Raw genomic sequence first — 22,495 nt, forward strand, 5'->3', positions numbered from 1 at the left:
GTCCGGCGTGCAACGAGATGAAGGGCAATGGGATTGACGGCAACCAAGGTCAGGGCAGCAAAGCGCAGCGTGGCGAAGTCGCGCGGCGGCCGGCCGACCCGGGACGCCGCGATCGAGCGCGACCAGCGCCTGATCGAGGTCGCCACCCGCCTGTTCCTGGAGCGCGGCTTCGACGCCACCTCGATCGACGCGGTGGCCGAGGCCGCCCGCGTCAGCAAGCCGACTGTCTACGTGCAGTATGGCGACAAGCGCGGCCTGTTCACCGCGGTGCTGCGGCGTGAGATCGCGCGCTGGCTCGCCCCGCTGGCCGCGGCGGCGTCTGACATCCGGGTCGACAGCGCATCCGATCGTTCGGTCGAGCAGCGGCTGATCGATCTCGGACGCCAGCTCTTGATTCTGAATTGCAGCGCGGACTCGATCGCGTTCAGCCGGATCCTGACCGCGCAGGCGATCAATTTTCCCGAGGTGGCAAAGCTTGCGGTCGACGAAGGCTGGTCGAAAGCGGTCGCAACCACCGCCGAATTCTTCGATCAGCTGGTCGACAGCGGCGCGCTCGACCTCGAGGACACCACCATCGCGGCCGAGACCTTCCTCAACATGGTGGTCGGCCATGCCCACCGCATGGCGACCTTCGGCATCCCGTTCGAGCTGGAGGCGGCCGAACAGCGGATGGAGGTCTCGATCCGGCTGTTCCTGGCCGGGGCCGTGGGTCCACCGGACCGGCTCCGCGACGCCGGCAAGGACCCAACCAAGCCCCGCCGCCGATCGCCGCGCTGACGGTTCCCACAGGAACATGCTGACGCCCCGCGCGTCATCACAATAAGTTGGGCTTGACTAAAACAAAACGAAACCGTATGGTTTTGTTATAACAGGCGCGAATCCCTGCTCAGCCCCCTCGGGTCTCGCGCCGCCTAAGCAACTTCGATCGCCGTAGCGGAGCCGTCGCCGTCGCTCCGACTTGGAGTTCGGCGGCCGGCCTCTACCTAAGAGGTCGGCCGCGCATTTCCACCGACACGGCCCCCTGGATGCGCGAGGGCGACGCGCGGAGCACGGGTTCCATGATGACGACCGGACGACTGCGCAGGCTGGGGTATTGGGCACTTGGAACCCGGCTGTTTGCGATCGCGCTGCTGTCCCTGCCCTTTGCCGCGCCGGCCCATGCGATCGCGACCACGGATGCCGCGGCGGGCCTGCCTCAGGCCCAGGAAGACGAGGCCGCGCTCGACACCCACGAGGTTCGCCGCGAGCTCGACAGTTTTCAGGCCGCCCAGATCTCGTTGCGCCAGGCGATGGCCATTGCAGAAAAACTCCACGCCGGCTCGACGACCGCCGATATCAGCTTCGACGCCGCGGCGGAAACGGCTGTGTACCGGGTCAAGACCGTGCAGCACGATCGAGTCTGGCGCCACACCATCGACGCGACGACCGGCGCAGTGTCCGGCAGCGAGGCCGCCTCGCCCCTCACCTCGCTGGACAGTGAGGACCGCGGCAACCTCGTCGTGCTCAGGGCGCTCCGGCATCGCCTGGCGGATGCGGTGCAAGTCGCCGAGCGTGCGACCTCCGGAAAAGCGATCAGCGGCGGCCTGACCCGCGAACGCGGCAAGCTGAATTTCGTCATCGTGGTGGTCGCCGGCAGCGATCTGAAACAGGTGATCCTGGAGCCGCCCGGCGGCCGCATGCGCTGATGCCGGCCGGGACGCCGCCCGGATTTCGCCCAAAAGCCGTTGACGGCCGCCGATCTCTCCCGCATAAGTCCGCCCCATGATCAGCGCGACCAAATGCACGACCAAAACCACCAAGCCCTCCGGGGCCTCGGGAGGCGTGCGCGCGTAGTCGGTCGAACCGCATCATCTCTACCCGAAGCCCCGCCTGATGAAGGTCCGGGGCTTTTTTATTGCCTGCAGCACACAGCATGATCCGGAAAAGTGGAAACCGGTTTTCCGATCAGATCATGCCCAACCGAGACTCAAACGGAGAACACAGTGAGTAACGATCCCGTCGTCGCGATTGTCGGCGTCACCGGCGCCGTCGGCGCCGAATTCATCGCCACCATGGACAAGCGCGGCTTCCGCGTCGGCAGACTGAAGGCGCTGGCGAGCGCCCGCTCCGCCGGCAAGACCATCGACTTCCGCGGCAAGCCTGTCGTGATCGAGGAGCTCACCGAGCGCGCCTTCGAGGGCGTCGACATCGCATTGTTCTCGGCCGGCAGCGGCATTTCCAAGAAGTTCGCGCCGCTTGCGGTGAAGTCCGGCGCCGTCGTGGTCGACAATTCCTCGGCCTTCCGGATGGATCCGAACGTGCCGCTTGTCATCCCCGAGATCAACGCGAACCGCATCCGTGATCACAAGGGCATCATCGCAAACCCGAACTGCGCCGCGATCACCGCGCTGGTGCCGCTGTGGCCGATCCATCAGAAGAACCGCATCAAGCGCGTGATCATCTCGACCTACCAGGCCGCCAGCGGCGCGGGAGCCGCCGCGATGGACGAGCTCGTCGAATCCACCCGCGCCCATCTCAACGGACAGGTTTATGCGCCGAAGGTGATGCCGCACCCCTTCGCGTTCAACCTGTTCAACCATAACACCGCCATCGATCCGGAGACCGGCTACAACGACGAGGAGACCAAGGTCATCAAGGAGACCCGCAAGATCTTCGAGGATGAGACGATCGCGGTCGGCGTCACCTGCGTGCGCGTGCCGGTGCTGCGCGCGCATTGCGAGGCGATCACCTTCGAATGCGAGCGGCCGATCACCGAGGACGAGGTGCGCGCGATCATGGCGCAGGCGCCGGGCGTCAGGATCGTCGACGACCGCGCCAAGAACTACTTTCCGATGCCGGTCGACGCCTCCGGCCAGGACGACGTGCTGGTCGGCCGCATCCGCAAGGATCTCAGCGATCCCTCGGGACACTCGATCTCGATGTTCGTCGCCGCCGATCAGCTGCTTAAGGGCGCTGCGCTGAATGCGGTGCAGATCGCCGAGCTGCTGCCCGAGCGCGTGATGGCGTGAGACGAGCCGGCATGTGAACGTACGCGCGGCCTCTTCCCGAACCGGAGGAGGCCGCGCGGCAACGTTGGACCAGCGAACGCTCCTACTTCAACATCGTCGCGACGTTGTCCTTGGTCACGACGTCGAGACCGGTGTAGATGATCTCGGGCACCTTTGCGCCCTTCTTGATGGCAAACAACGTGTCCATTGCTTTCTCGCCCATCTCGAACGGCCGCTGGCCGACCAGGCCATTGGCATAACCCTCCTTGAGCAGTTCGAGCTGCATCCTGAGCGTATCGGCGACGACGAGCGTGAACTTGCCGGCGTCGATATCCTTCTTGCTCTTGCTGGCGAACGCCTTGAAACCTTCCGGCGCGAACATCGGCCAGCCGCCGACCGGGATGATCGCCGCGAGATCGGGCGTCGCGGTGCGCAGATCGGTCATCTGCTGCACGCCGAGCGCGGGGTCGTCGTTGCAGAAGCTCGGCGAACCCGGGACCTCGGTCCACTTCGAGCCCTTGAGCGCCTCGCGCACGCCATTGACGCGCTCGGCCAGGTTCTCCGCACCCGGTCCGCCGGAGATCATAGCGTATTTGCCGCCGTCGGGCCGCAGCTTCAGCAATTGCTTGCCGAGCGCCGTGCCGAACTCCTTGTTGTTAGTGCCGATATAGGCGATCCGCTTCGAGCCGGGCGCGTCCGAGTCGAAGGTGATGACGGGAATGCCGGCTGCGGTCGCCGCCGCGATCGACTTGGTCATCGCGGCGACGTCGGCGACCGAGATCGCGAGGCCGTCGACCTTCTGGGTGACGAAATCCTGGATGATCTGCGCCTGCGTCGCCGGCTCGTGCTCGACCGGACCCTTGTAGATGCACTCGATGTTGCCGAGCTCCTTGGCGCGCTTCAGGCAGCCGTCGCGCGCGAAATCGAAGAACGGATTGTTCATGGCCTTGGGCACGATCACGAACTTGTAGCTCTGCGCCAACGCCGGTGTGGCCATCATGGCAATTGCCACGGCGGCAAAAAGTGTCTTCCTCATCGCTTCCCTCCACATTTTTCGCGCCCATCCTTGACGTCAGCGGCTTCGGGAGGCGGATAGGCGATCATGTCGCGATCCTCCCGGAGGCATTGTTCAGGCCATCCGCGAGCGGATGCGATCGACCAGCACCGCCGCGATGATGATCACGCCCACCAGCGCCTGCTGCCAGTAGGAGTTGACCTGCGCCAGCACGAGGCCGTTGCGGATCACCTCGAGCAGCATGCAGCCGACGATGGCGCCGAGCGGACCGCCGATGCCGCCGGCGAGATTGGCGCCGCCGATCACGGCCGCCGCAATCACGTTGAGCTCGTAGGAGGTCGCCATGTTGGCCGGCGCGGAGCCCAGCCAGCCCGAGACGATGATGCCCTGCAGCCCCGCCGCGAGCGCGCAGATCACGTAGACCTCGATCTTGACCCGGACCACCGGGATGCCGGTCAGCGCGGCGGCCTCCTCATTGCCGCCGATGGCGAAGACGTGGCGACCGAAGCCGGTGTGATGCAGCACGACCGCCATCGCCACCGCGAGCACCACGAGGTAAATGAACGGCGTCGGCATGCCGAACACGACGCCCGACGTCAGCGCGTAGAAATAATCCGCGTCGGGACCACCGGGAAAACTGCCGCGGCCGTTGGAGACGACATAGCCGAGGCCGCGCACGATCGAGAGCATGCCGAGCGTGGTGACGAACGGCGACAGCCCGAGCACCGCGATGCAGAAGCCGTTGACGAGGCCGACGACCAGCGCGACGCCGAGCCCTGCCAGCACCGAGATCAGCAGGATCAGACCGGGCAAATTGGCGATCACCGTCTTGCCGTCGTCGGCGAGATGCACGAACCACTCCGCGCCGGGCGCGCCCGGGGTCGAGAGCTGCGTCATCACCATCGAGGTGATCATCGCGGAGAAGCACATCATCGAGCCGACCGAGAGATCGATGCCGCCGATGATGATGACGAGGGTGACGCCGAGCGTGGCGATCGCGATGAACGAAAAGTTCTTCGCCACATTCTGCATGTTGCCCTGGGTGAAGAAATACGGGCTGGCGAAGTTCATCACCACGAACAGCACCGCCAGCGCCAGCAGCACGTAGCCGGTCTGCGAGGCAAACAGGCCGCTCTGCCACCATCGGGCCTTGCCGACATTGCTGAAGGTGATGGGAGATTCCAGCGGCGTGGCCATCACGCAGCCTCCTTCGCGCCCGTGATCAGGGAGGTGACCTCCTCCGGACTGGTGTCGCCGATCGCCTTGTCGGCGCGCTTCTCGCCGCGTCGCATGACGACGACGCGGTCGCAGACCGCAAACACGTCGGGCATGCGGTGCGAGATCAGCATCACCGCGACGCCCTGCTCCTTCAGACGATGGATCAGGCCCAGCACCTGCTCGACCTGGCGGACCGAGATCGCCGCGGTCGGCTCGTCCATCATCACGAGCTTGGCATTGGAGAGCCGCGTCCGCGCGATCGCGACCGCCTGCCGCTGGCCGCCCGACATCTGCCTGACGAGGTCGTGCGGACGGGTCTCCGAGCGCAGCTCGCCGAACAGCTCCAGCGCACGCGCCGCCATCGCCTTGTGATCGAGCAAGGCGAACGGACCAACTTTGCGCTTGAGCTCGCGGCCGAGGAAGACATTGGCGGCCGCCGTGAGATTGTCGGCGAGCGCGAGGTCCTGGTAGACCACCTCGATGCCGACTGCGCGGGCATCGATCGGACGGACGAAATGCACCGTCCTGCCGTCAAAGCGGATCTCGCCATGGCTCGGCGGGAAATTGCCGGCGATGATCTTGACCAGCGTCGACTTGCCGGCGCCGTTGTCTCCCATCAGGCCGACCACCTCGCCGGGAGCGATGCGCAGGTCGACATCGTGCAGCGCGCGAATGGCGCCGAACTCCTTGCCGATGCCCTTCAACTCCAGCACGGGCTGGTTCAATGCCGATTTGTCCAGGGCTGGCTGCCCGGCAGCTTGAGAGGTTACCATCGCGGTCCTCGCTCAAACGATCGACAGGAGGCGCCGTGAGCGGGCATGCTCACGGCTTTGGCGTTGCCGTCGTTCATTGCCGTGACCCGGGCAGCCAGCCGTCGCATCAGAAGTGCACCAGCGTGCGGATGCCGAGCACCCAAGCATTGCTCGTCTTGACGCCGGCGGCATTATAGCCGCGCCCGCCGGGATTGATCACGTACTGGGCGTCGAACTTGAGGTTCATCCAGCCCGTTGCTTGCCAGCCGTACCAGGCTTCGATCGGGACTTCGTTGCCGCCGGCATTTGGGGTCAGCGCCGCCGAGTTCACGTGGGTCGTGCCCACCGCAAAGCCGACTTCGTCCCTGGGGCGCCAGCTGAACGTGCCGGTGTGCCGGAAGCCCAGGGCGATCTGGTAGTCCTGATACGACGTCCGGTGATCGGCAACGGTCGTATTGAGGAAGGTGTACCAACCCTGCGCGTCGGGACCGTCGACGGTCAACCGCTGCAGGATCGATTCATAGATGCCGTAGCGGCCGCGTTGATCTCCGATGTTCTGGTCCGGGCCCCCATTGCCGCCCGGGATGATCGCCGTAATGCCCGGCAGGCCGCCGTCGATCGAGGATGCGCTGTCATACCAGCCACCGAACCGCCAGGTGCCGTCCAGCGGGCCGCTCGGCGCCCAGACCAATTCGACCGGCACCAGCACGCCGGCAGCGGGGTTCGAGTTCGGCACGCCCGGCAGGAAGTATATGGTGGGGTCTGTTGTGGTCAGATAATTCGAGTTGGCGTCGTAGACGCCGACCGACAGCTGGAATCCCTTGGCAAAATTGTAGTGAACCACACCGCCCCACTGGCTCACCGGCCAGTTGTAGATGTAGCCGCCCTGGATGTTGCCGGGCTGGCCGCCGCAGAAGGTCAGGTTGATGAACTCGCACAGGCCGAAAAAGAAGTCGGAGCCGACCGGGAGGCGGCCGCCCTTCAGTTCGAGTTGGCCATCGAACAGTTTTTGCGAATAGTAGAGCTCGGTCAGGCGCAGGATGTTGCCGCGGCCGAACACTTCGTTGGTCAGCTGCAGGGCCGGAATGCCTGCTTCGTCGTTCAGGTTGTGGCCGAAGCGGTCGACCAGCGTGAGGCCGACCAGGCCACCCTGGATGCCGGCCAGCTTGGCCATATCGAACTTGGCCTGGAAGAACAGCTGTCCGGCCTGGGTCGCGGTGTTCCGGTTGCCGCCCGACAGGTTGCCGACCGCTTCGTCACCCAGCGTCAGCGCCAGCGAGATGCCGCGTTCCTTCAACTGCGTCCTGCCGAGATCGCCGAACAGATACGGCCTCGTCCAGAAATCATCGGTCTCGGCATAAGGGATCGGCGGAGCCTTCGTCATGAGATCGGCCGCATGTGCTCCACCGCTGAGCAAAGACAATAGTATCCCTGCGCCGCACATGCGTGCGGCGGTCACAGACCTGTGCAACATTTTCGTAGTCCTTCCAGCTTCCCCAGGCTTTGTCTGTTTTGCATCACGTTCCTGCCCAAGCCCACGAGCTGGAACGTGCCCCCGTCTCAGCACGCGCCGATTTCAGCCGCTGACGCAGCGACCGTGTGTCAACCGGAGCGTGAAGCTGTCATCTCTGTTCGTCCGTTGTCGCCGACAACGCGGCCGCGCCGCGCGGTGTTGTGCTCTGGTTTCCCTGCACAGATGTCGATTTCGGCGCCTTGCGGGCGAGGCCGGCCAGCGCCGCCTTGCGCCGCCGGCGGCTCTGCAATTGCTGATCCGCCAGCACGCCGACCAGGATCACCGTCCCCATCACCGCGAAGTTCAGCGAATTGGGGATGCCGAGGATGTTGACGAGGTTCTGCAGCACCTGCAGCAGCGCCGTCCCCAGCACGATCCCGAGAATCGAGCCCTCGCCGCCGCGCAGGCTGCAGCCGCCGAGGACGGCAGCCGCGATCGCATAGAGCTCGTAGAAATTGCCGAACGAGCTCGGCGAGACCGAGTTGGTGTAGAACACGAACAACACGGTGGAGACGCCGGCGAGCCCGCCGCTGATGATGTAGGCGGTCGCGATCACCAGGTTGGTGTTGATGCCGGAGAACCGCGCCGCTTCCTCGTTCTTGCCCACGGCATAGAGCCAGCGCCCGTAGACCGAGCGGTGCAGCAGCACGCCGAGGATCAGCGCGAGGATGATCAGGAAGATGAAGGTGTTCGGGATGCCCGCGACATTGCCGGAGGCGATGCTGCCGAGCGTGCTGGCCTCATCTCCGTAGCCGAAGCCGCGGGTCGAGTCGCTGGTGTAGTAGCGCGCCGCGCCGCGATAGATCAGCAGTCCGCACAGCGTCACGATGAAGGGCTGCATCTTCAGCCGCGTGATCAGGAAGCCCTGAATGCCGCCCAGCGCCAGCCCGCCGAGCAGGACCAGCAATAGCGCGAGCGGCCAGTCGACCTGATAGGTCACCAGCAGGTCGACGAAGATGACGCCGAGCAGCGCGAACATCGAGCCGAGCGAAAGATCGATGCCGCCAGTGATGATCACCAGCCCCTCGCCCAGCGCGAACACGCCGAACAGGCCGATCAGATTAGCCATGTTCAAGAGGTTCACCACCGACAGGAAGGCCGGATTGATCGCGCCTGTTATGGCGGAGATCAGCGCGAGCAGCAGGAACAGTCCGAGTTCTTTCTTCATCATGTCGCGGCGGCTTCCATGGTTTCCAGCGCCTGGGTCTCCAGCTGCTGCCCGATCGCCAGCCGCAGCACGTTGTATTCGCTGAACTGCGCGCGCTCGAGCACGCCGCTGACGGCGCCCTCATGCATCACGGCGACGCGGTCGGAGACGCCGATCACCTCCTCCATGTCCGAGGAGATCATAACGATCGCGACGCCCTGGTCGGCGAGCTCGCGCATCAGCGCGTAGATCTCGCTCTTGGCGCCGACATCGATGCCGCGGGTCGGCTCGTCGAAGAACATCACGCGCGGCTGCATCGACAGCCATTTGCCCAGCACGACCTTCTGCTGGTTGCCGCCGGAGAGCGTCACGGCCTCGATATCGATGCTCGGCGCCTTGATGGACAGGCGCCGCGCCTGGTCCTGCGCCACCTTGCGCTCGGATGTGCCATGGATCAGCCACATCCACGCATGGCCCAGCAGGTTCGCGAGCGTCACGTTCTCCCGGATCGGCAATTCCAGCACCAGCCCGGATTTCTTGCGGTCCTCCGGCACGAGGTAGATCCCCTGCCTGATCGCGTCGCGCGGCGAGGCGACACCGACCGGCGCATTGTCGATCCTGATCTCGCCGCCGAGCAGCGGGTCGATGCCGAACACCGCACGGGCCAGCGAGGTGCGGCCGGCGCCGACCAGCCCGGCGAGGCCGAGGATCTCGCCGCGGCGCACCGAAAGGTCGATCTGCCGGTCGGGAAAGGCGGTCGTCACGACGCCGGCGATATCGCAGCCGCCCGACTGCGGCGGCCGCTTCGGCGGCGTGTACAGCGCCTTGAGGTCCCGGCCGATCATCAGCCGGATCATGGCGGCGTGGCTCAATTCGTCGCGCGCGAGCTCGCCCACCGTGCGTCCGTCGCGCAGCACCACGACGCGGTCGGCGCAGGTCATGATCTCGCCGAGCCGGTGCGAGATATAGATCACCGAGATGCCGTGCGCCTTGAGATCGGCGATCACCTCCAGCAGCCGTTCAGTCTCCGAAATCGTCAGGCTGGAGGTCGGCTCGTCCATGATGATGACGCGGGCGTCGATCGAGAGCGCCTTGGCGATCTCCACCATCTGGCGCTCCGCGATCGACAGGTTTTCGACCAGCGTGGTCGGCGTGAAATCGGCGCCGAGCCGCTGCAGCAGCGGCGTCACGCGGGCGCGCATCTCGGCGTTGTCGACCAGCCTCAAGGGGCCGCCGGTCAGCGGCTCGCGGCCGATGAAGACGTTGGCGGCAACGTCGAGATTCTCGAACAGGTTCAATTCCTGGTGCACGAAGGCGATGCCGCATTGCGTCGCCTCGGTCACCGTCATCTCGGCGTGGTCGATGCCGCCGATCCGGATCACGCCCTCGCTCGGCGCAACCACGCCGCCCAGAACGCGCATCAGCGTCGACTTGCCGGCGCCGTTCTCGCCGATCAGGCCGAGCACCTCGCCGCGGCAGACGCGCAAGCTGACATTGTCGAGCGCCCGGACACCGGGATAGGTCTTGCTGATCCCCGCGAGCTCCAGCAACGTCTCGGCCATTCGTGGTCCTCCGGCACAGCGCCCGGCCGCCAGAGGCAGCCGGGCGGTGAAGCACGCTGAAGTCACTTCTTCAGCAGGTCCTTCAGGGATGCGGCGAACTCGGCGACGTTGGTCTTGCTGATCACCTTGGTCGGCACGATCAGCTTCTTGTCCGCCGGGATCCAGGACTTGTCGCCGTTCAGCGTCTTGATGATGTTGGTGGCGGAGAGGTAGCCGAACTCGTACGGCTGCTGCACGACCGTGGATTCGATGGTGCCGTCGGAGATCCCGCGCAGCGTGCGCTGGTCCTCGTCGAAGCCGACGATCTTGACCTTGCCGGCCCTGCCCGACGCCTTCACGGCGTCATAGATCAGCGGCGTCTCGTAGCTCCACAGCCCGGACATCAGCGCAATGTCGGGATATTTGACCAGCACGTTCTCCATGTTGGCCTTGGCCTTGGCGAAGTCGACCTGGTCGGTGAACACGTCGACCAGCTCGACCTTGGTGCCGGCGATCGATTCCTTGATGCCCTGCACCCGCTCGCGGGCGTTGTCGGCGTCCATCGTGCCGACGAACAGCGCGATCTTGCCGCCATTCGGCAGCGCCTTCTTGATCTCCTCGCCGGCCTGCCGCCCGGCCGCGACGTTGTCGGTGCCGATATAGGCGAGGCGGTTGCTCTGCGGCGCGTCGCTGTCCGTCGTGATCAAGACGGTCTTGGCCGCAACCTTGTTGAGCTGTTCGGTTGCATGCGGCGCATCGTCGACCGAGATCGAGATGCCGGCGACGCCGCGCACCAGGAGGTCGTCCAGCTCGCGCCGCTGGCCCGCCGCGGTGCCTTCGTTGGTGACGATCAGTTCGATCTTGTAGTCCGGGTGCTCCTTCTGCGCCTTCTCGAGGCCGCGGCCGGCAATGGTCCAGAAGTCGGCGGCGACATTGGTCACCAGCGCGATGGTCTTTTTCTGCTGCGCCTGTGCCACGCCCGTGGCCATCGCAAGCGCGGCTGCGCTCGCCAGCACAGGCAGGATCAATTTCTTCATTGGGCCCTTCATGAGCACCTCCCCTTTTGTGACCCCACTCTGAGGGCCTCACACGCGGCGCTTTTCGCGCCCTATTTTATTTAGTCAGTGAAGAAACTAGAGCGACAAAATATCCAGTCAAGGATGTTTCTTATTGTTTCTTCAAGCATGAATGGTACACGAGGGGCGATATTAGTAAATATGCTGCGACATATCAGCCCCAAACTGTGCTTTTTCGATTACACCTGCATCTGGACGCGTTGATTAACTTCAGAAGACGAATTAAAAGACACCATGAAAGATCCCATGGATGAGCAGCCCGAACCGTCGAAACGTGCCCTGAACCCGGCCCGCGGATCGAACCGCGGCCGTCTTGTCGACGTCCTGCGGCGTCAGGGACCGATGCCGCGCGTCGAGCTCGCGCGGAGCACGGGGCTGAGCTTCGCGGCGATTTCCGCCATCACATCGAAACTGATCGCCGAAGAATTGCTGTGCGAGGCCGAGCCCGACGCGGTGGCCTGGGCCGACGATGCCGACGAGGACGATGGCGAGGGGCTGGCTGTCCGCCGCCGCGGCCGGCCGGCGGTGCTGCTGACGCTGAACCCGGAGTTCGGCCGCATCGTCGCGGTCTCGCTGCGCATGAACCTGATCGAGACGCTGATCGCCGATTTCAGCGGCTCCGGCCTCGCGCAATCCCGGCTTGAAATCCCGACCCGCGCGCTCGATGCAAGCGCGCTGCGCGCGCTGGTGATTGCCCAGATCGACGCCATGCTCGATGCGACGGCCACGCCGCGGCATCGGCTGCTCGGCATCGGGATCGCATTGCAGGGCATCGTCAACGCCGATACCGGCCGGCATCTGTGGAGCCCGGCGCTGTCGGCCACCGACGTCGATCTGGCGACGCCGATCCGCGAAGCGTTCGGCGTCGAGCCCGTGATGGCGAACGACGCGGTCGCGGTTGCGCTGGCGCTCACCGCTGCGGAGCCGGCGCTGGCGCAGGGCCTCTCGGCCAGCATCGTGGTCGGCCATGGCGTCGGCATGGGCGTCGTTGTCGACGGCGAGCCGCGCTGGGGCACCGACGCCGGCAGCGAGATCGGCCACGTCAAGCTGGCGCCGGATGGTCCGCAATGCCGCTGCGGCCAGCGCGGCTGCATCGAGGCCTATCTCGCCGATTACGCGCTCTACCGAGACGCCCGCACCTTTCTCGACCTGCCGCCGGCGGCGGCACAGCAGCCGTCCGAGGCCCAAATGACGCTGCTGCGCGAACGCGCCCAGAGCGGCGATCCCCGCCTCGAACATTTGTACCAGGCGGCAGGCCGCTCGCTCGCAGGGGCGGTCGCCGCCACGATCTCGGTGCTGCGCCCGCATCACATCATCCTGGCGGGCCCCGGCCTGCAGGCCTTCGAGATGATGCGCCACGCCTATGAGGAGCGGCTCGAGCAGGCGGTGCTGCCGTGGCTGCTCAAGTCCACCGCGATCTATGTCCGTCCGAGCGAGTCGGCGGCCATCGTCGACGGCATGGTGCGGCGGACGCTGCGGGTGGTGGACCGCAACCTGCTGGAAAGTGCCGAGTGAACACTGGAAGCGCGGCCCTTCTCTGAACCATAATCAAGCAACCGACGCCGTGAAGGCGCAAGATCGAGAGAATGCACATGCAGGGCGCGACCTATCCAAGCCTCAAGGACCGGACTGTGCTGGTGACCGGCGGCGGTTCCGGCATCGGTGAAGCCATCGTCCGCCAATTCGTCGACCAGGGCGCGCGGGTCGGCTTCATCGACATCGATGCGAAGGCCTCGCAGCAGCTGGTCTCCAGCCTGCCGGCACACGCGCGCGTGCAGTTCGAGCACGCCGATTTGCGCGACATCGCGGCGCTGCGACGCGCGATCGCGGCCATCCGCGAGACGCTTGGGCCGATCACCATCCTGGTCAACAACGCGGCCCGCGACGACCGTCACGCGATCGCGGACGTCACGCCGGAATATTGGGACGAGCGCTTCGCGGTCAATCTGAAGCACCAGTTCTTTGCCGCCCAGGCGGTCGCACCCGACATGGTCCATGCCGGCGGCGGCGCGATCATCAACATCGGCTCGGTGAGCTGGGTGATCGGCCAGGGCAACATGCCCTGCTACACCACAGCCAAATCGGCGGTTCAGGGCCTGACCCGCGCGCTGGCGCGCGATCTCGGACCGAATAACGTGCGGGTCAATTCGATCCTGCCCGGGTGGATTATGACCCAGCGGCAGCAGGACAACTGGTTGACGCCCGCCGGCGAGGCCGAGCTGATGGAGCGGCAATGCCTCAAGCGCAAGCTGGTGCCCGACGACATCGCCCGCGTCGTGCTGTTCTTCGCCGCCGACGACAGCGGCGCCTGCACCAACCAGAATTACATCGTCGATGGCGGCTGGGTCTGATCGGCGTGTGACCACGAGGATTTGTAGGGTGGGTTAGGCGAAGCCGTAACCCGCCATTACGCCGGTTGCGGCACGATGGTGGGTTACGCTTTGCTAACCCACCCTACGCCCTACAGGTCTACATCGCCGTGGGGCTCGTGCGCCCGGAACAGCAGGCACGCATCGCCATATGAATAGAACCGGTAACCGTCCTTGATCGCATGTGCGTAGGCGCGCTGCATCGTCCCCAGGCCCGAGAAGGCCGAGACCAGCATGAACAGCGTCGAGCGCGGCAGATGGAAATTCGTCAGCAGGATATCGACCGCGCGAAAGCGATAGCCCGGGGTGATGAAGATCGACGTATCGCCCGCGAACGGCTGCACCGTGCCGTCGGGCGTCGTCGCGCTTTCCAATAGCCGGAGCGAGGTGGTGCCGATCGCAACGATCCGGCCGCCCTTGGCGCGCGCCGCGTTCAGGGCCGATGCAGTCGCGGCGGTGATGCAGCCCCATTCGGCGTGCATCCGATGCTCCGAGGTCTCCTCTGCCTTGACCGGCAGGAACGTTCCGGCTCCGACATGCAGCGTGAGCTGGTGCAGCCCGACGCCGCGGTTCTTCAGCGCGGCCTCCAGCGCCGGCGTGAAATGCAGCCCCGCGGTCGGCGCGGCCACCGCGCCTTCGTTGGCCGCGAACATGGTCTGGTAGTCGCGCGCATCCTGATCGTCAGGCGTGCGCTTCGAGGCGATGTAGGGCGGCAGCGGCGTGATGCCGACGTCTGATATCGCCTGGTCGAGCGAGGGGCCGTGGAACGAGAATGACAGCGTCACCTCGCCCTCCGGCCCCTTGGCCTCGACCTGCGCATCGAGATGGCCGAGCAGGCAGACCCTGCCCTCATTGCCAAACCTGACTGTGTCGCCCTCGGCAAGCTTCTTGGCCGGCTTGACCAGCGCCTGCCAGCGCGAGCCGTCGAGCCGCTTGATCAGCGTCGCCTCGATCTTGGGCTCGGTCTCGCGCCCGATCCGCCGGCCCTTGAGCTGCGCCGCGATCACCCTGGTGTCGTTGACGACGATCTGGTCGCCCGGCTCCAGCCAATGCGGCAGATCGGCGATGCCCTGGTCGCGCAGCACGCCGTCCGGATGCACCACCAGCATCCGCGCAGCATCGCGCGGACTCGCGGGGCGGAGCGCGATGCTTTCGGGCGGGAGTTCGAAATCAAAGAGGTCAGTGCGCATGATTCAACATCGTCATTCCGGGGCGCGCAAAGCACGAACCCGGAATGACGGAGAGTGTTGGTTTACTCCGCGTCGGCGGCCATGCGCGCCTTGACGATCTTGTCCGGGTTCTGCACCGGCTCGCCGCGCTTGATCTTGTCGACGTTCTCCATGCCTTCGGTGACCTTGCCCCAGACCGTGTACTGGCCGTTGAGGAAGGAGGCGTCGTCGAAGCAGATGAAGAACTGGCTGTCGCCGGAATCCGGATTGGCGGCGCGCGCCATCGAGGCGGTGCCGCGGACATGCGGCTCCTTGTTGAACTCGGCCTTCAGCTTCTTGCCGCTTCCGCCCATGCCGGTGCCCTGCGGACAGCCGGTCTGCGCCATGAAGCCGTCGATCACGCGGTGGAACACGATGCCGTCGTAAAAGCCCTCGCGCACCAGCTCCTTGATCCGCGCGACATGGCCCGGCGCGAGATCCGGACGCATCTCGATCGTGACGGGGCCCTGCGTGGTCTCGAGGATCAGAGTATTTTCGGTAGCAGCCATGCTCGTCTCTCCTGGCTCTTGGGTGGATATTTCTTGTTCCTGAACGGGATTGCAAACGGACGGCCGGCCACCGCGCCGCCCAGACTCTCGGAAAATGGCAACGGCGTGCAGCGTTGCAACGCCTCCATCACGGCAATCCGGTATTGTACCCGGTCCTTATCGCTGGCCCCCTGCGATTCATAGGTGATCCTGGGGTGTCCGAGGATCGCGCCGGCGCGGTTGAAACTGACGATCACGGTGATGTCGATCGGGCCGGCCTTGTCCGGCGGCGGCGGCCGCCAGCAGCGGTGAATGGCCAGCACGACGTCCCTGATCGTATCGAGCTGCTCGGACTCGGCCGCGGCGCCGGCCGTCAGCCCAAGCCACAGCAGCGGCGCCGCGAGCAAGGTCCATGGCCTGCCGCGCGCCGCCATCATGTGTCACTTGATGTCGGATGCGACCTGCACCTTGACCATCTTGTCGGGATCGGCAACCGGTTCACCGCGCTTGAGCTTGTCGACCACGTCCATGCCGGATACCACCTCGCCGATCACGGTGTACTTCCCGTTCAGGCTCGAGCCGTCGGCGAACATGATGAAGAACTGCGAATTCGCCGAATTGGGATCGCTGGTGCGCGCCATGCCGACGATACCGCGCTTGTAGGGCACGTTGGAGAATTCGGCCGGAAGGTTCGGATATTTCGAGCCGCCGGTGCCGTTGAAATTCTTGCCGTCGCCGGTCTGCGCCATGAAGCCCTCGATGACGCGGTGGAACGGCACGTTGTTGTAGTAGCCGTCGCGCGCCAGCTGCTTGATGCGCTCAGCGTGCTGGGGCGCGAGATCCGGGCGCAGCTTGACGACGATGCGGCCCTTGGTGGTGTCGATCACGATCGCATTGGCCTTGTCGAGATTGGCCGGCAGCGGCTGCGCCACCGCGGGCACGACGCAGAGCAGCGCGGCAACGAATGCAAGAATGCGGATCATGGAAACTCCGGATCTCTGAACGTTCGGGATATAGCGGATGACCGGCATCAGCCGGCGAACTTGGCCTTCAGGCTAGCGGCGACTGATGACGGCACGAAGGCTGAGAAGTCGCCGCCCATCTGGGCGATTTGGCGCACCAGTGTGGCGGTGATCGGGCGGACCGCGGGTGAGGCCGGGACGAAGACGGTATGCACCTCCGGCGCCATGGCCTCGTTCATGCCGGCCAGCTGCATCTCGTAATCGAGATCGGTGCCATCGCGCAGGCCGCGAATCATGATGGTGGCGCCGAGCTTGCGCGCCGCCGTCACCGTCAGATTGTCGTAGGTGGTGCACTCGAGCGTGCAGCCCGCCTGCTGGACCACGGGACCGCACACCTCCTGGAGCATCTGCAGCCGTTCCTCGGTCGAGAACAGCGATTTCTTGCCGGGATGCACGGCAACCGCCACGACCAGGCGGTCGCACAGGACGGCGGCCTGCCGGACCACGTCCAGATGGCCGTTGGTGACGGGATCGAAGGAGCCGGGATAGAGCGCAATACGGGGCATGGGTCCCCTCTAACCCGCCCGGCCCGCCGCGGCAAGCCAGCCCGGTTCCGCCGCTCCCCGGCTCCGGGCCAAGTCGGCCAACGGACTTTCGTCCGTCGGCCACTGAACCAGATCTGGGATGCCAGCGTCTACCAGGCCGAATGTTTCGTCGCCCGCTGGCGGACGAAACACAACCGGCCCGGGATGAAACCATTTTCCGGCGTGGCGAAGACGTCAGGAAACTTGCGGCCGGTACATCTCGCACAACGAAACGACGGGCCCGGGGGGCCCGATCAAATGGGGACCGTCATGATCAAGGCATTTTCCGCCATCGCGATTGCTGCGTTCATCGCCGCCGCACTCACCGTTCTTCCGGGCTTCGCCCCGCAGGTCGAAGCCTCGACCCCGCAGCCGCTCGCCAAGGGCGACCGCCTCGATGTCCACCCGATCGGCAAGGGCTGCTCGCAGCAGGCCTGGCCGAACTTCGAGGCCTCCTGCCTGCGCTCCGCCGGCAGCAAGACGGTGGTTCGCGAAGCCCGCCTCGTCACCGCCGATCGCACCCCGTAATCACGTCTGCGCGTGCATTCACGTCTGACCGTCACACAAATCCCGATGGTAATTTGCGACGACCCGTCGCAGACTAACGTCTAAGGCGCTCGCACGGATCACCCGGCGGGCGCCAAGCCATCGGGAGATCGCACGTGACCAGCACACCCGCCGTCGTCTCCTCCGGCCACCCTCCCACCAGCCCGCTGCCGTTTGCCGTGACCCTCGGTGCGCTGGGCGTCGTCTACGGCGATATCGGCACCAGCCCGCTCTACGCGCTGAAGGAAGCGGCCAAGGCCGCCACCCATGGCGGTCCGCTCACCGAGAGCGCCGTGCTCGGCGTGGTCTCGCTGATCCTGTGGGCGCTGATCCTGATCATCTCGCTGAAATACGCCATGCTGATCCTGCGCGCGGACAACCGCGGCGAAGGCGGCATCGTGGCACTGCTGGCGCTGCTCTCGGCACGCAATGCGGCACCCGGCACCTGGCGCGCCCACCTCCTCGTGGTCGGCCTGATCGGCGCCGCCCTGCTCTATGGCGACGGCGCGATCACGCCGGCGATCTCGGTGCTGTCGGCGATCGAGGGCTTGAAGGTCGACGCGCCGTCGCTGTCATCGGCGGTGGTGCCGATCACCGTCGTGATCCTGATCGGCCTCTTCATGATGCAGAAGCAGGGCACCGGATTCATCGGCCGGATCTTCGGCCCGGTGATGCTCTTTTGGTTCTTCGTGCTCGCCGCGCTCGGCATCCACGGCATCGTCAAGGCGCCCGGCGTGCTGGTTGCGCTCAGCCCGTATTATGCGTTCGATTTCCTGATCCACCAGAATTTCCATGTCAGCTTCGCCATCCTCGGCGCCGCCTTCCTCGCGGTGACCGGCGGCGAGGCGATGTATGCCGACATGGGGCATTTCGGCCGTTTCCCGATCCGGCTGGCCTGGTTCGCGGTCTGCCTGCCGGCGCTGGTGCTGAACTATTTCGGCCAGGCCGGCGAGCTGATCTCCGATCCCAACTCGATCGACAACCCGTTCTTCCAGCTCGCGCCGGACTGGGCGCACTATCCGCTGGTCGCGCTCGCGGCGGTCGCCACCGTGATCGCCTCGCAGGCGATCATCTCCGGCGTGTTCTCGCTGACCCAGCAGTCGATCCAGCTCGGCTTCCTGCCGCGGATGCATATCCAGCACACCACCAGCGACGCGATCGGGCAGATCTACGTGCCGCTGGTGAATTGGCTGCTCGCGGCCGGAACACTCGGCGCGGTGCTGGCCTTCGGCACCTCGGATGCGCTGGCCGGCGCCTACGGCATCGCGGTGTCGCTGCTGATGGCGATCACCACTTTGCTCGCCGCGCTGGTGGCGATCCAGTGGGGCTACGCACCGATCCTGGTGATCGCCGTGAACGGCTTCTTCTTCATCATCGACATGATCTTCTTCGCGGCGAATTCGACCAAACTGTTCGAGGGCGGCTGGTTCCCGCTGCTGCTCGCCGGCGCGGTGGCGTTCCTGATGCTGACCTGGCGCGGCGGCGTCAAGCTGGTCGAGAAGGCGCGCGGCCAGTTGCGCCAGCCGGAAGAGGATCTGATCGAGACCGCGGTCAACAAGTGCCACAGCCGGCTGCCGGGCACCGCGATATTCCTCGCCTCCGCCCCCAACGGCGTTCCGCTCGCGTTGACCCAGTTCGTCAAGCACAACCACGTGCTGCACCAGCGGGTACTGCTGGTCACGGTACAGATCGAGGAATCCCCGCGCATCTCGGACGAGGACCGCGCGGTGATTCACGACGTCACCCCGGGCATCATCCGGGTCATCCTGCGTTACGGCTTCATGCAGTATCCGACCGTTTACGAAGGGCTGAAGCTCGCCTGCCGCCAGGGCAAACTGCCCGGTGTCCGCCTGACCGACGTGACGTACTATATCGGCCGCGAGACCATCATCCCGCGCGAGGACATTCCGGGCATGTGGGTGTGGCGGGAATCGCTGTTCGCCTTCCTGCAACGCAACGCCGAGCGCTCGGCGGCCTTCTTCGGCGTGCCCACCGGTCAGGTCGTCGAGTTCGGCACCGAGATCGAGATCTAGCACCTGTAGCCCGGATGCAGCGAAGCGCAATCCGGGACGACTGCCGCCGCATTGCAAGAGCCCCGGATTTCGCTTCGCTGCATCCGGGCTACGGGTGCTCTCTTCTCCTTCCCCCTGAAAGGGGGAAGGTCGGGATGGGGGTCAGCCGCAGGCGACGCTCTACGCGGAGAGAGCAGATCCCCACCCGCTTTGCTCTGACGAGCAAAGCGACCTCCCCTTTTCAAGGGGAGGTCGGAGCACGTAGCCTGGATTCGCGATCCTCAACAGCGGCGCTAGCCGCCGTTGCCGTTCTCGCCGTTTTCCTCTTCCGGAATGTGCTCGACCGAGACGACGTGCTCGTCCTCGGCGGTGTCGAACACGATCACGCCCTGGGTCGAGCGGCCGGCAACGCGGATGTCGGCGACCGGGCAGCGGATCAGCTGCCCCTTGTCGGTGACCAGCATGATCTGGTCGGCGTCCTCGACCGGGAACGAGGCCACCAGCTTGCCGTTGCGGTTGTTGACGCTCATCGCGACGATGCCTTTGCCGCCACGGCCGGTGGTGCGGTACTCGTAGGACGAGGTCCGCTTGCCGTAACCGTTGACCGAGACGGTCAGCACCACCTGCTCCTTGGCCGACATCTCGGCGTAGCGCTCCTGGGTGAGCTGGATCGAATCGGCGGTCTCCTCGCCCTCGGCATCCGCCGGCTCGTCGGCCGCGGCCTCGCCGGCGACCGCTCGGCGCATCTTCAGATAGGCCGAGCGCTCGTCCGACGTGGTGTCGACATGACGCAGGATCGCCAGCGAGATCAGCCGATCGCCCTCGGCGAGAGCGATGCCGCGCACGCCCATCGAGGTGCGGCCGGTGAACACGCGCACGTCGGTGACGGGGAAGCGGATGCACTGGCCGCCATCGGCGGTCAGCAGCACGTCGTCATGTTCGGTGCAGATCTGCACGTCGACGATCGCCTCGCCGTCGTCGAGCTTCATCGCGATGATGCCGGAGCGGCGGACATCGACGAAGTCGGACAGCTTGTTGCGGCGAACGTTACCGCCTGTCGTCGCGAACATCACGTCGAGATTGCCCCAGGAGGATTCATCCTCCGGCAGCGGCATGATGGTGGTGATGCGCTCGCCCTGCTCCAGCGGCAGGATGTTGATCAGCGCCTTGCCGCGCGCGTTGGGCGCCGCCACCGGCAGCCGCCAGACCTTCTCCTTGTAGACCTGGCCGCGCGAGGAGAAGAACAGCACCGGCGTGTGGGTGGAGGCCACGAACAGGCGCGAGACGAAATCCTCGTCGCGGGTCTGCATGCCGGCGCGGCCCTTGCCGCCGCGGCGCTGCGCCCGGTAGGCCGAGAGCGGCACGCGCTTGACATAGCCGGCGTGCGACACCGTCACCACCATGTCCTCGCGCTGGATCAGGTCCTCGTCCTCGACCTCGCCTTCCTGCTCCATGATCATGGTCTTGCGCGGGGTCGCGAACTGGGCCTTCACCTCGGCGAGTTCGGCCTTGACGATGCCTTGCACCCGCGCACGCGAGCGCAGGATCTCGAGATAGTCCTTGATCTCGGCGGCGAGCTTGTCGAGCTCTTCGGAAATCTCGTCCCGGCCCAGTGCGGTGAGCCGCTGCAGCCGCAGGTCGAGGATCGCCCTGGCCTGCTCCAGCGACAGCCGGAGCGTGCCGTCATCGTTGATGCGATGCCGGGGATCGTCGATCAGCGTGATCATCGCTTCGACATCCCGTGCCGGCCAGTCGCGCGACATCAGGGTGTCGCGCGCGGTGTTCGGATCGGGCGAGGTGCGGATCACCCGGATCATTTCGTCGATATTGGCGACCGCGATCGCGAGGCCGACCAGGATATGGGCGCGGTCGCGTGCCTTGCCGAGCAGGAACTTGGTCCGGCGCGTCACCACCTGCTCGCGGAACGCGACGAAAATGGTGAGCAGATCCTTCAGATTCATCGTCTGCGGACGGCCGGAATCCAGCGCCAGCATATTGGCCGGGAAACTCGTCTGCAGCGGCGTGAACCTGTAGAGCTGGTTCAGCACCACGTCCGGCACGGCGTCGCGCTTCAATTCGATCACGACGCGGTAGCCCTCGCGATCGGACTCGTCGCGCATCTCGCCGATGCCCTCGATCTTCTTCTCGCGCGCCAGTTCGCCGATGCGCTCGACCATCGAGGCCTTGTTCACCTGATACGGAATTTCGGTGATGATGATCGCCTCGCGACCGCCGCGGATGGTGTCGATCGTCACCTTGCCGCGCATCATGATCGAGCCGCGGCCGAGATGATAGGCCGAGCGGATGCCCTGGCGTCCGAGGATGACGCCGCCGGTCGGGAAATCCGGTCCCGGGATGATGTTGATGAGCTCGTCGATCGTAAGTGCCGGGTTGTCGATCAGCGCCACGCAGGCATCGACGACCTCGCCGAGATTGTGCGGCGGGATGTTGGTCGCCATGCCGACGGCGATGCCGCCGGCGCCGTTGACCAGCAGGTTCGGGAATCTCGCCGGCAGGACCGACGGCTCCTTCTCGGAATTGTCGTAGTTGGGCTGGAAATCGACAGTGTCCATGTCGATGTCGGCGAGCACGGCAAGCGCCGCCTTGGTCAGCCTCGCTTCGGTATATCGGTAGGCCGCGGGCGGATCGCCGTCGACCGAGCCGAAATTGCCCTGCCCGTCGATCAGCGGCACGCGCAGCGAGAAGTCCTGCGCCATGCGGACCATGGCGTCGTAAATCGACTGGTCGCCGTGCGGGTGATACTTACCGATCACGTCGCCGACCACGCGGGCGGACTTCACATACTTCTTGTCCGGCGTGTGTCCCTGCTCATGCATCGAGTAGAGGATGCGCCGGTGCACCGGCTTCAGTCCGTCGCGCGCATCGGGCAGCGCACGCGACACGATCACGCTCATCGCGTAATCGAGGTAGGACTTCTTCATCTCCTCGAGAATGGAAACGGGACGAATATCGGAGGGTCCCGGCTGCTCGCCGGGCTTGTCGTCTTCGCTATCGGACAAAGGGGAAATCCGCTCAGTTTTACTCGGGAATCATATAGCGTATCGGGGGCCCGAAAA

The 22,495-nt window shown here is 65.5% G+C and carries 20 protein-coding genes; 7 read left to right on the forward strand and 13 right to left on the reverse strand.

Translation table 11 applies throughout. The annotated features are described in order from the left end of the window. Positions 1-27 precede the first annotated feature (27 nt). The 3 genes from XH93_RS22375 to XH93_RS22385 all read left to right on the forward strand — a co-directional run bounded on the left by XH93_RS22375 (position 28) and on the right by XH93_RS22385 (position 3,008). The gene (locus XH93_RS22375; protein ID WP_194469170.1) at positions 28-777 is read left to right on the forward strand and encodes a TetR/AcrR family transcriptional regulator; all 750 of its coding nucleotides are present in this window, start codon (positions 28-30) and stop codon (positions 775-777) included. 281 nt (positions 778-1,058) lie between these two features. After that, positions 1,059-1,685: a PepSY domain-containing protein gene (locus tag XH93_RS22380; RefSeq protein WP_246799270.1), complete on the forward strand. Its 627-nt coding sequence runs from the start codon at positions 1,059-1,061 to the stop codon at positions 1,683-1,685. Positions 1,686-1,982: 297 nt separating this feature from the next. After that, complete coding sequence (locus XH93_RS22385) at positions 1,983-3,008, forward strand: aspartate-semialdehyde dehydrogenase (protein WP_194469171.1); 1,026 nt, start codon at positions 1,983-1,985, stop codon at positions 3,006-3,008. An 82-nt stretch (positions 3,009-3,090) separates the two neighbouring features. On the opposite strand, the gene XH93_RS22390 is transcribed toward XH93_RS22385, so the two are convergent. From XH93_RS22390 to XH93_RS22420, 7 genes are all read right to left on the reverse strand, one after another. After that, positions 3,091-4,023: a sugar-binding protein gene (locus tag XH93_RS22390; RefSeq protein ID WP_194469172.1), complete on the reverse strand. Its 933-nt coding sequence runs from the start codon at positions 4,021-4,023 to the stop codon at positions 3,091-3,093. 93 nt (positions 4,024-4,116) lie between these two features. Then, on the reverse strand, positions 4,117-5,199 hold the full coding sequence (locus XH93_RS22395) for an ABC transporter permease (RefSeq protein WP_194469173.1): 1,083 nt from the start codon (positions 5,197-5,199) through the stop codon (positions 4,117-4,119). Further along, complete coding sequence (locus tag XH93_RS22400; RefSeq protein WP_194469174.1) at positions 5,199-5,993, reverse strand: ATP-binding cassette domain-containing protein; 795 nt, start codon at positions 5,991-5,993, stop codon at positions 5,199-5,201. The genes XH93_RS22395 and XH93_RS22400 overlap by 1 nt, the downstream gene beginning before the upstream one ends. Positions 5,994-6,099: 106 nt before the next feature. Further along, a complete protein-coding gene (locus XH93_RS22405) occupies positions 6,100-7,446 on the reverse strand; it encodes a carbohydrate porin (RefSeq protein ID WP_194469175.1) in 1,347 nt (448 codons plus the stop codon). 148 nt (positions 7,447-7,594) lie between these two features. Further along, a complete protein-coding gene (locus tag XH93_RS22410) occupies positions 7,595-8,656 on the reverse strand; it encodes an ABC transporter permease (protein WP_194469176.1) in 1,062 nt (353 codons plus the stop codon). Then, positions 8,653-10,194, reverse strand: a complete 1,542-nt coding sequence (locus XH93_RS22415) for a sugar ABC transporter ATP-binding protein (RefSeq protein WP_194469177.1) — start codon at positions 10,192-10,194, stop codon at positions 8,653-8,655. Before XH93_RS22415 ends, XH93_RS22410 begins: the two co-directional genes overlap by 4 nt. A 62-nt stretch (positions 10,195-10,256) precedes the next feature. Then, a complete protein-coding gene (locus XH93_RS22420) occupies positions 10,257-11,210 on the reverse strand; it encodes a sugar-binding protein (protein WP_371814771.1) in 954 nt (317 codons plus the stop codon). A gap of 285 nt (positions 11,211-11,495) precedes the next feature. On the opposite strand from XH93_RS22420, the gene XH93_RS22425 reads away from it, so the two are divergent. Then, positions 11,496-12,764 (forward strand): ROK family protein, encoded by a 1,269-nt coding sequence (locus tag XH93_RS22425; protein WP_194469179.1) that lies wholly within the window; start codon positions 11,496-11,498, stop codon positions 12,762-12,764. A 77-nt stretch (positions 12,765-12,841) separates the two neighbouring features. Next, positions 12,842-13,600, forward strand: coding sequence for an SDR family NAD(P)-dependent oxidoreductase (locus XH93_RS22430; protein ID WP_194469180.1), 759 nt, complete (start codon positions 12,842-12,844; stop codon positions 13,598-13,600). 110 nt (positions 13,601-13,710) lie between these two features. On the opposite strand, the gene queA is transcribed toward XH93_RS22430, so the two are convergent. From queA to coaD, 5 genes are all read right to left on the reverse strand, one after another. Next, positions 13,711-14,808, reverse strand: coding sequence for a tRNA preQ1(34) S-adenosylmethionine ribosyltransferase-isomerase QueA (gene queA / locus XH93_RS22435; RefSeq protein WP_194469181.1), 1,098 nt, complete (start codon positions 14,806-14,808; stop codon positions 13,711-13,713). A 62-nt stretch (positions 14,809-14,870) separates the two neighbouring features. Further along, entirely contained in the window at positions 14,871-15,335 is a 465-nt protein-coding gene (locus XH93_RS22440; protein WP_194469182.1) for a peptidylprolyl isomerase, read from the reverse strand. Then, the gene (locus tag XH93_RS22445) at positions 15,311-15,748 is read right to left on the reverse strand and encodes a hypothetical protein (RefSeq protein ID WP_194469183.1); all 438 of its coding nucleotides are present in this window, start codon (positions 15,746-15,748) and stop codon (positions 15,311-15,313) included. Before XH93_RS22445 ends, XH93_RS22440 begins: the two co-directional genes overlap by 25 nt. Positions 15,749-15,754: 6 nt before the next feature. After that, on the reverse strand, positions 15,755-16,297 hold the full coding sequence (locus XH93_RS22450; RefSeq protein WP_194469184.1) for a peptidylprolyl isomerase: 543 nt from the start codon (positions 16,295-16,297) through the stop codon (positions 15,755-15,757). Between the two features lie 47 nt (positions 16,298-16,344). After that, positions 16,345-16,842 (reverse strand): pantetheine-phosphate adenylyltransferase, encoded by a 498-nt coding sequence (gene coaD, locus XH93_RS22455; protein ID WP_139483413.1) that lies wholly within the window; start codon positions 16,840-16,842, stop codon positions 16,345-16,347. Between the two features lie 288 nt (positions 16,843-17,130). On the opposite strand from coaD, the gene XH93_RS22460 reads away from it, so the two are divergent. Both XH93_RS22460 and XH93_RS22465 read left to right on the forward strand, forming a co-directional pair. Continuing rightward, positions 17,131-17,388, forward strand: a complete 258-nt coding sequence (locus XH93_RS22460; RefSeq protein ID WP_139483412.1) for a hypothetical protein — start codon at positions 17,131-17,133, stop codon at positions 17,386-17,388. A 197-nt stretch (positions 17,389-17,585) separates the two neighbouring features. Continuing rightward, complete coding sequence (locus tag XH93_RS22465; protein WP_194475300.1) at positions 17,586-19,439, forward strand: potassium transporter Kup; 1,854 nt, start codon at positions 17,586-17,588, stop codon at positions 19,437-19,439. A gap of 272 nt (positions 19,440-19,711) precedes the next feature. Here XH93_RS22465 and gyrA read toward each other — a convergent pair whose 3' ends face one another. Further along, positions 19,712-22,438, reverse strand: a complete 2,727-nt coding sequence (gene gyrA / locus XH93_RS22470) for a DNA gyrase subunit A (RefSeq protein ID WP_139483384.1) — start codon at positions 22,436-22,438, stop codon at positions 19,712-19,714. Positions 22,439-22,495: the final 57 nt, after the last annotated feature.

Source organism: Bradyrhizobium sp. CCBAU 51753, from assembly GCF_015291565.1.
GTDB classification, from domain to species: Bacteria; Pseudomonadota; Alphaproteobacteria; order Rhizobiales; family Xanthobacteraceae; genus Bradyrhizobium; species Bradyrhizobium ivorense.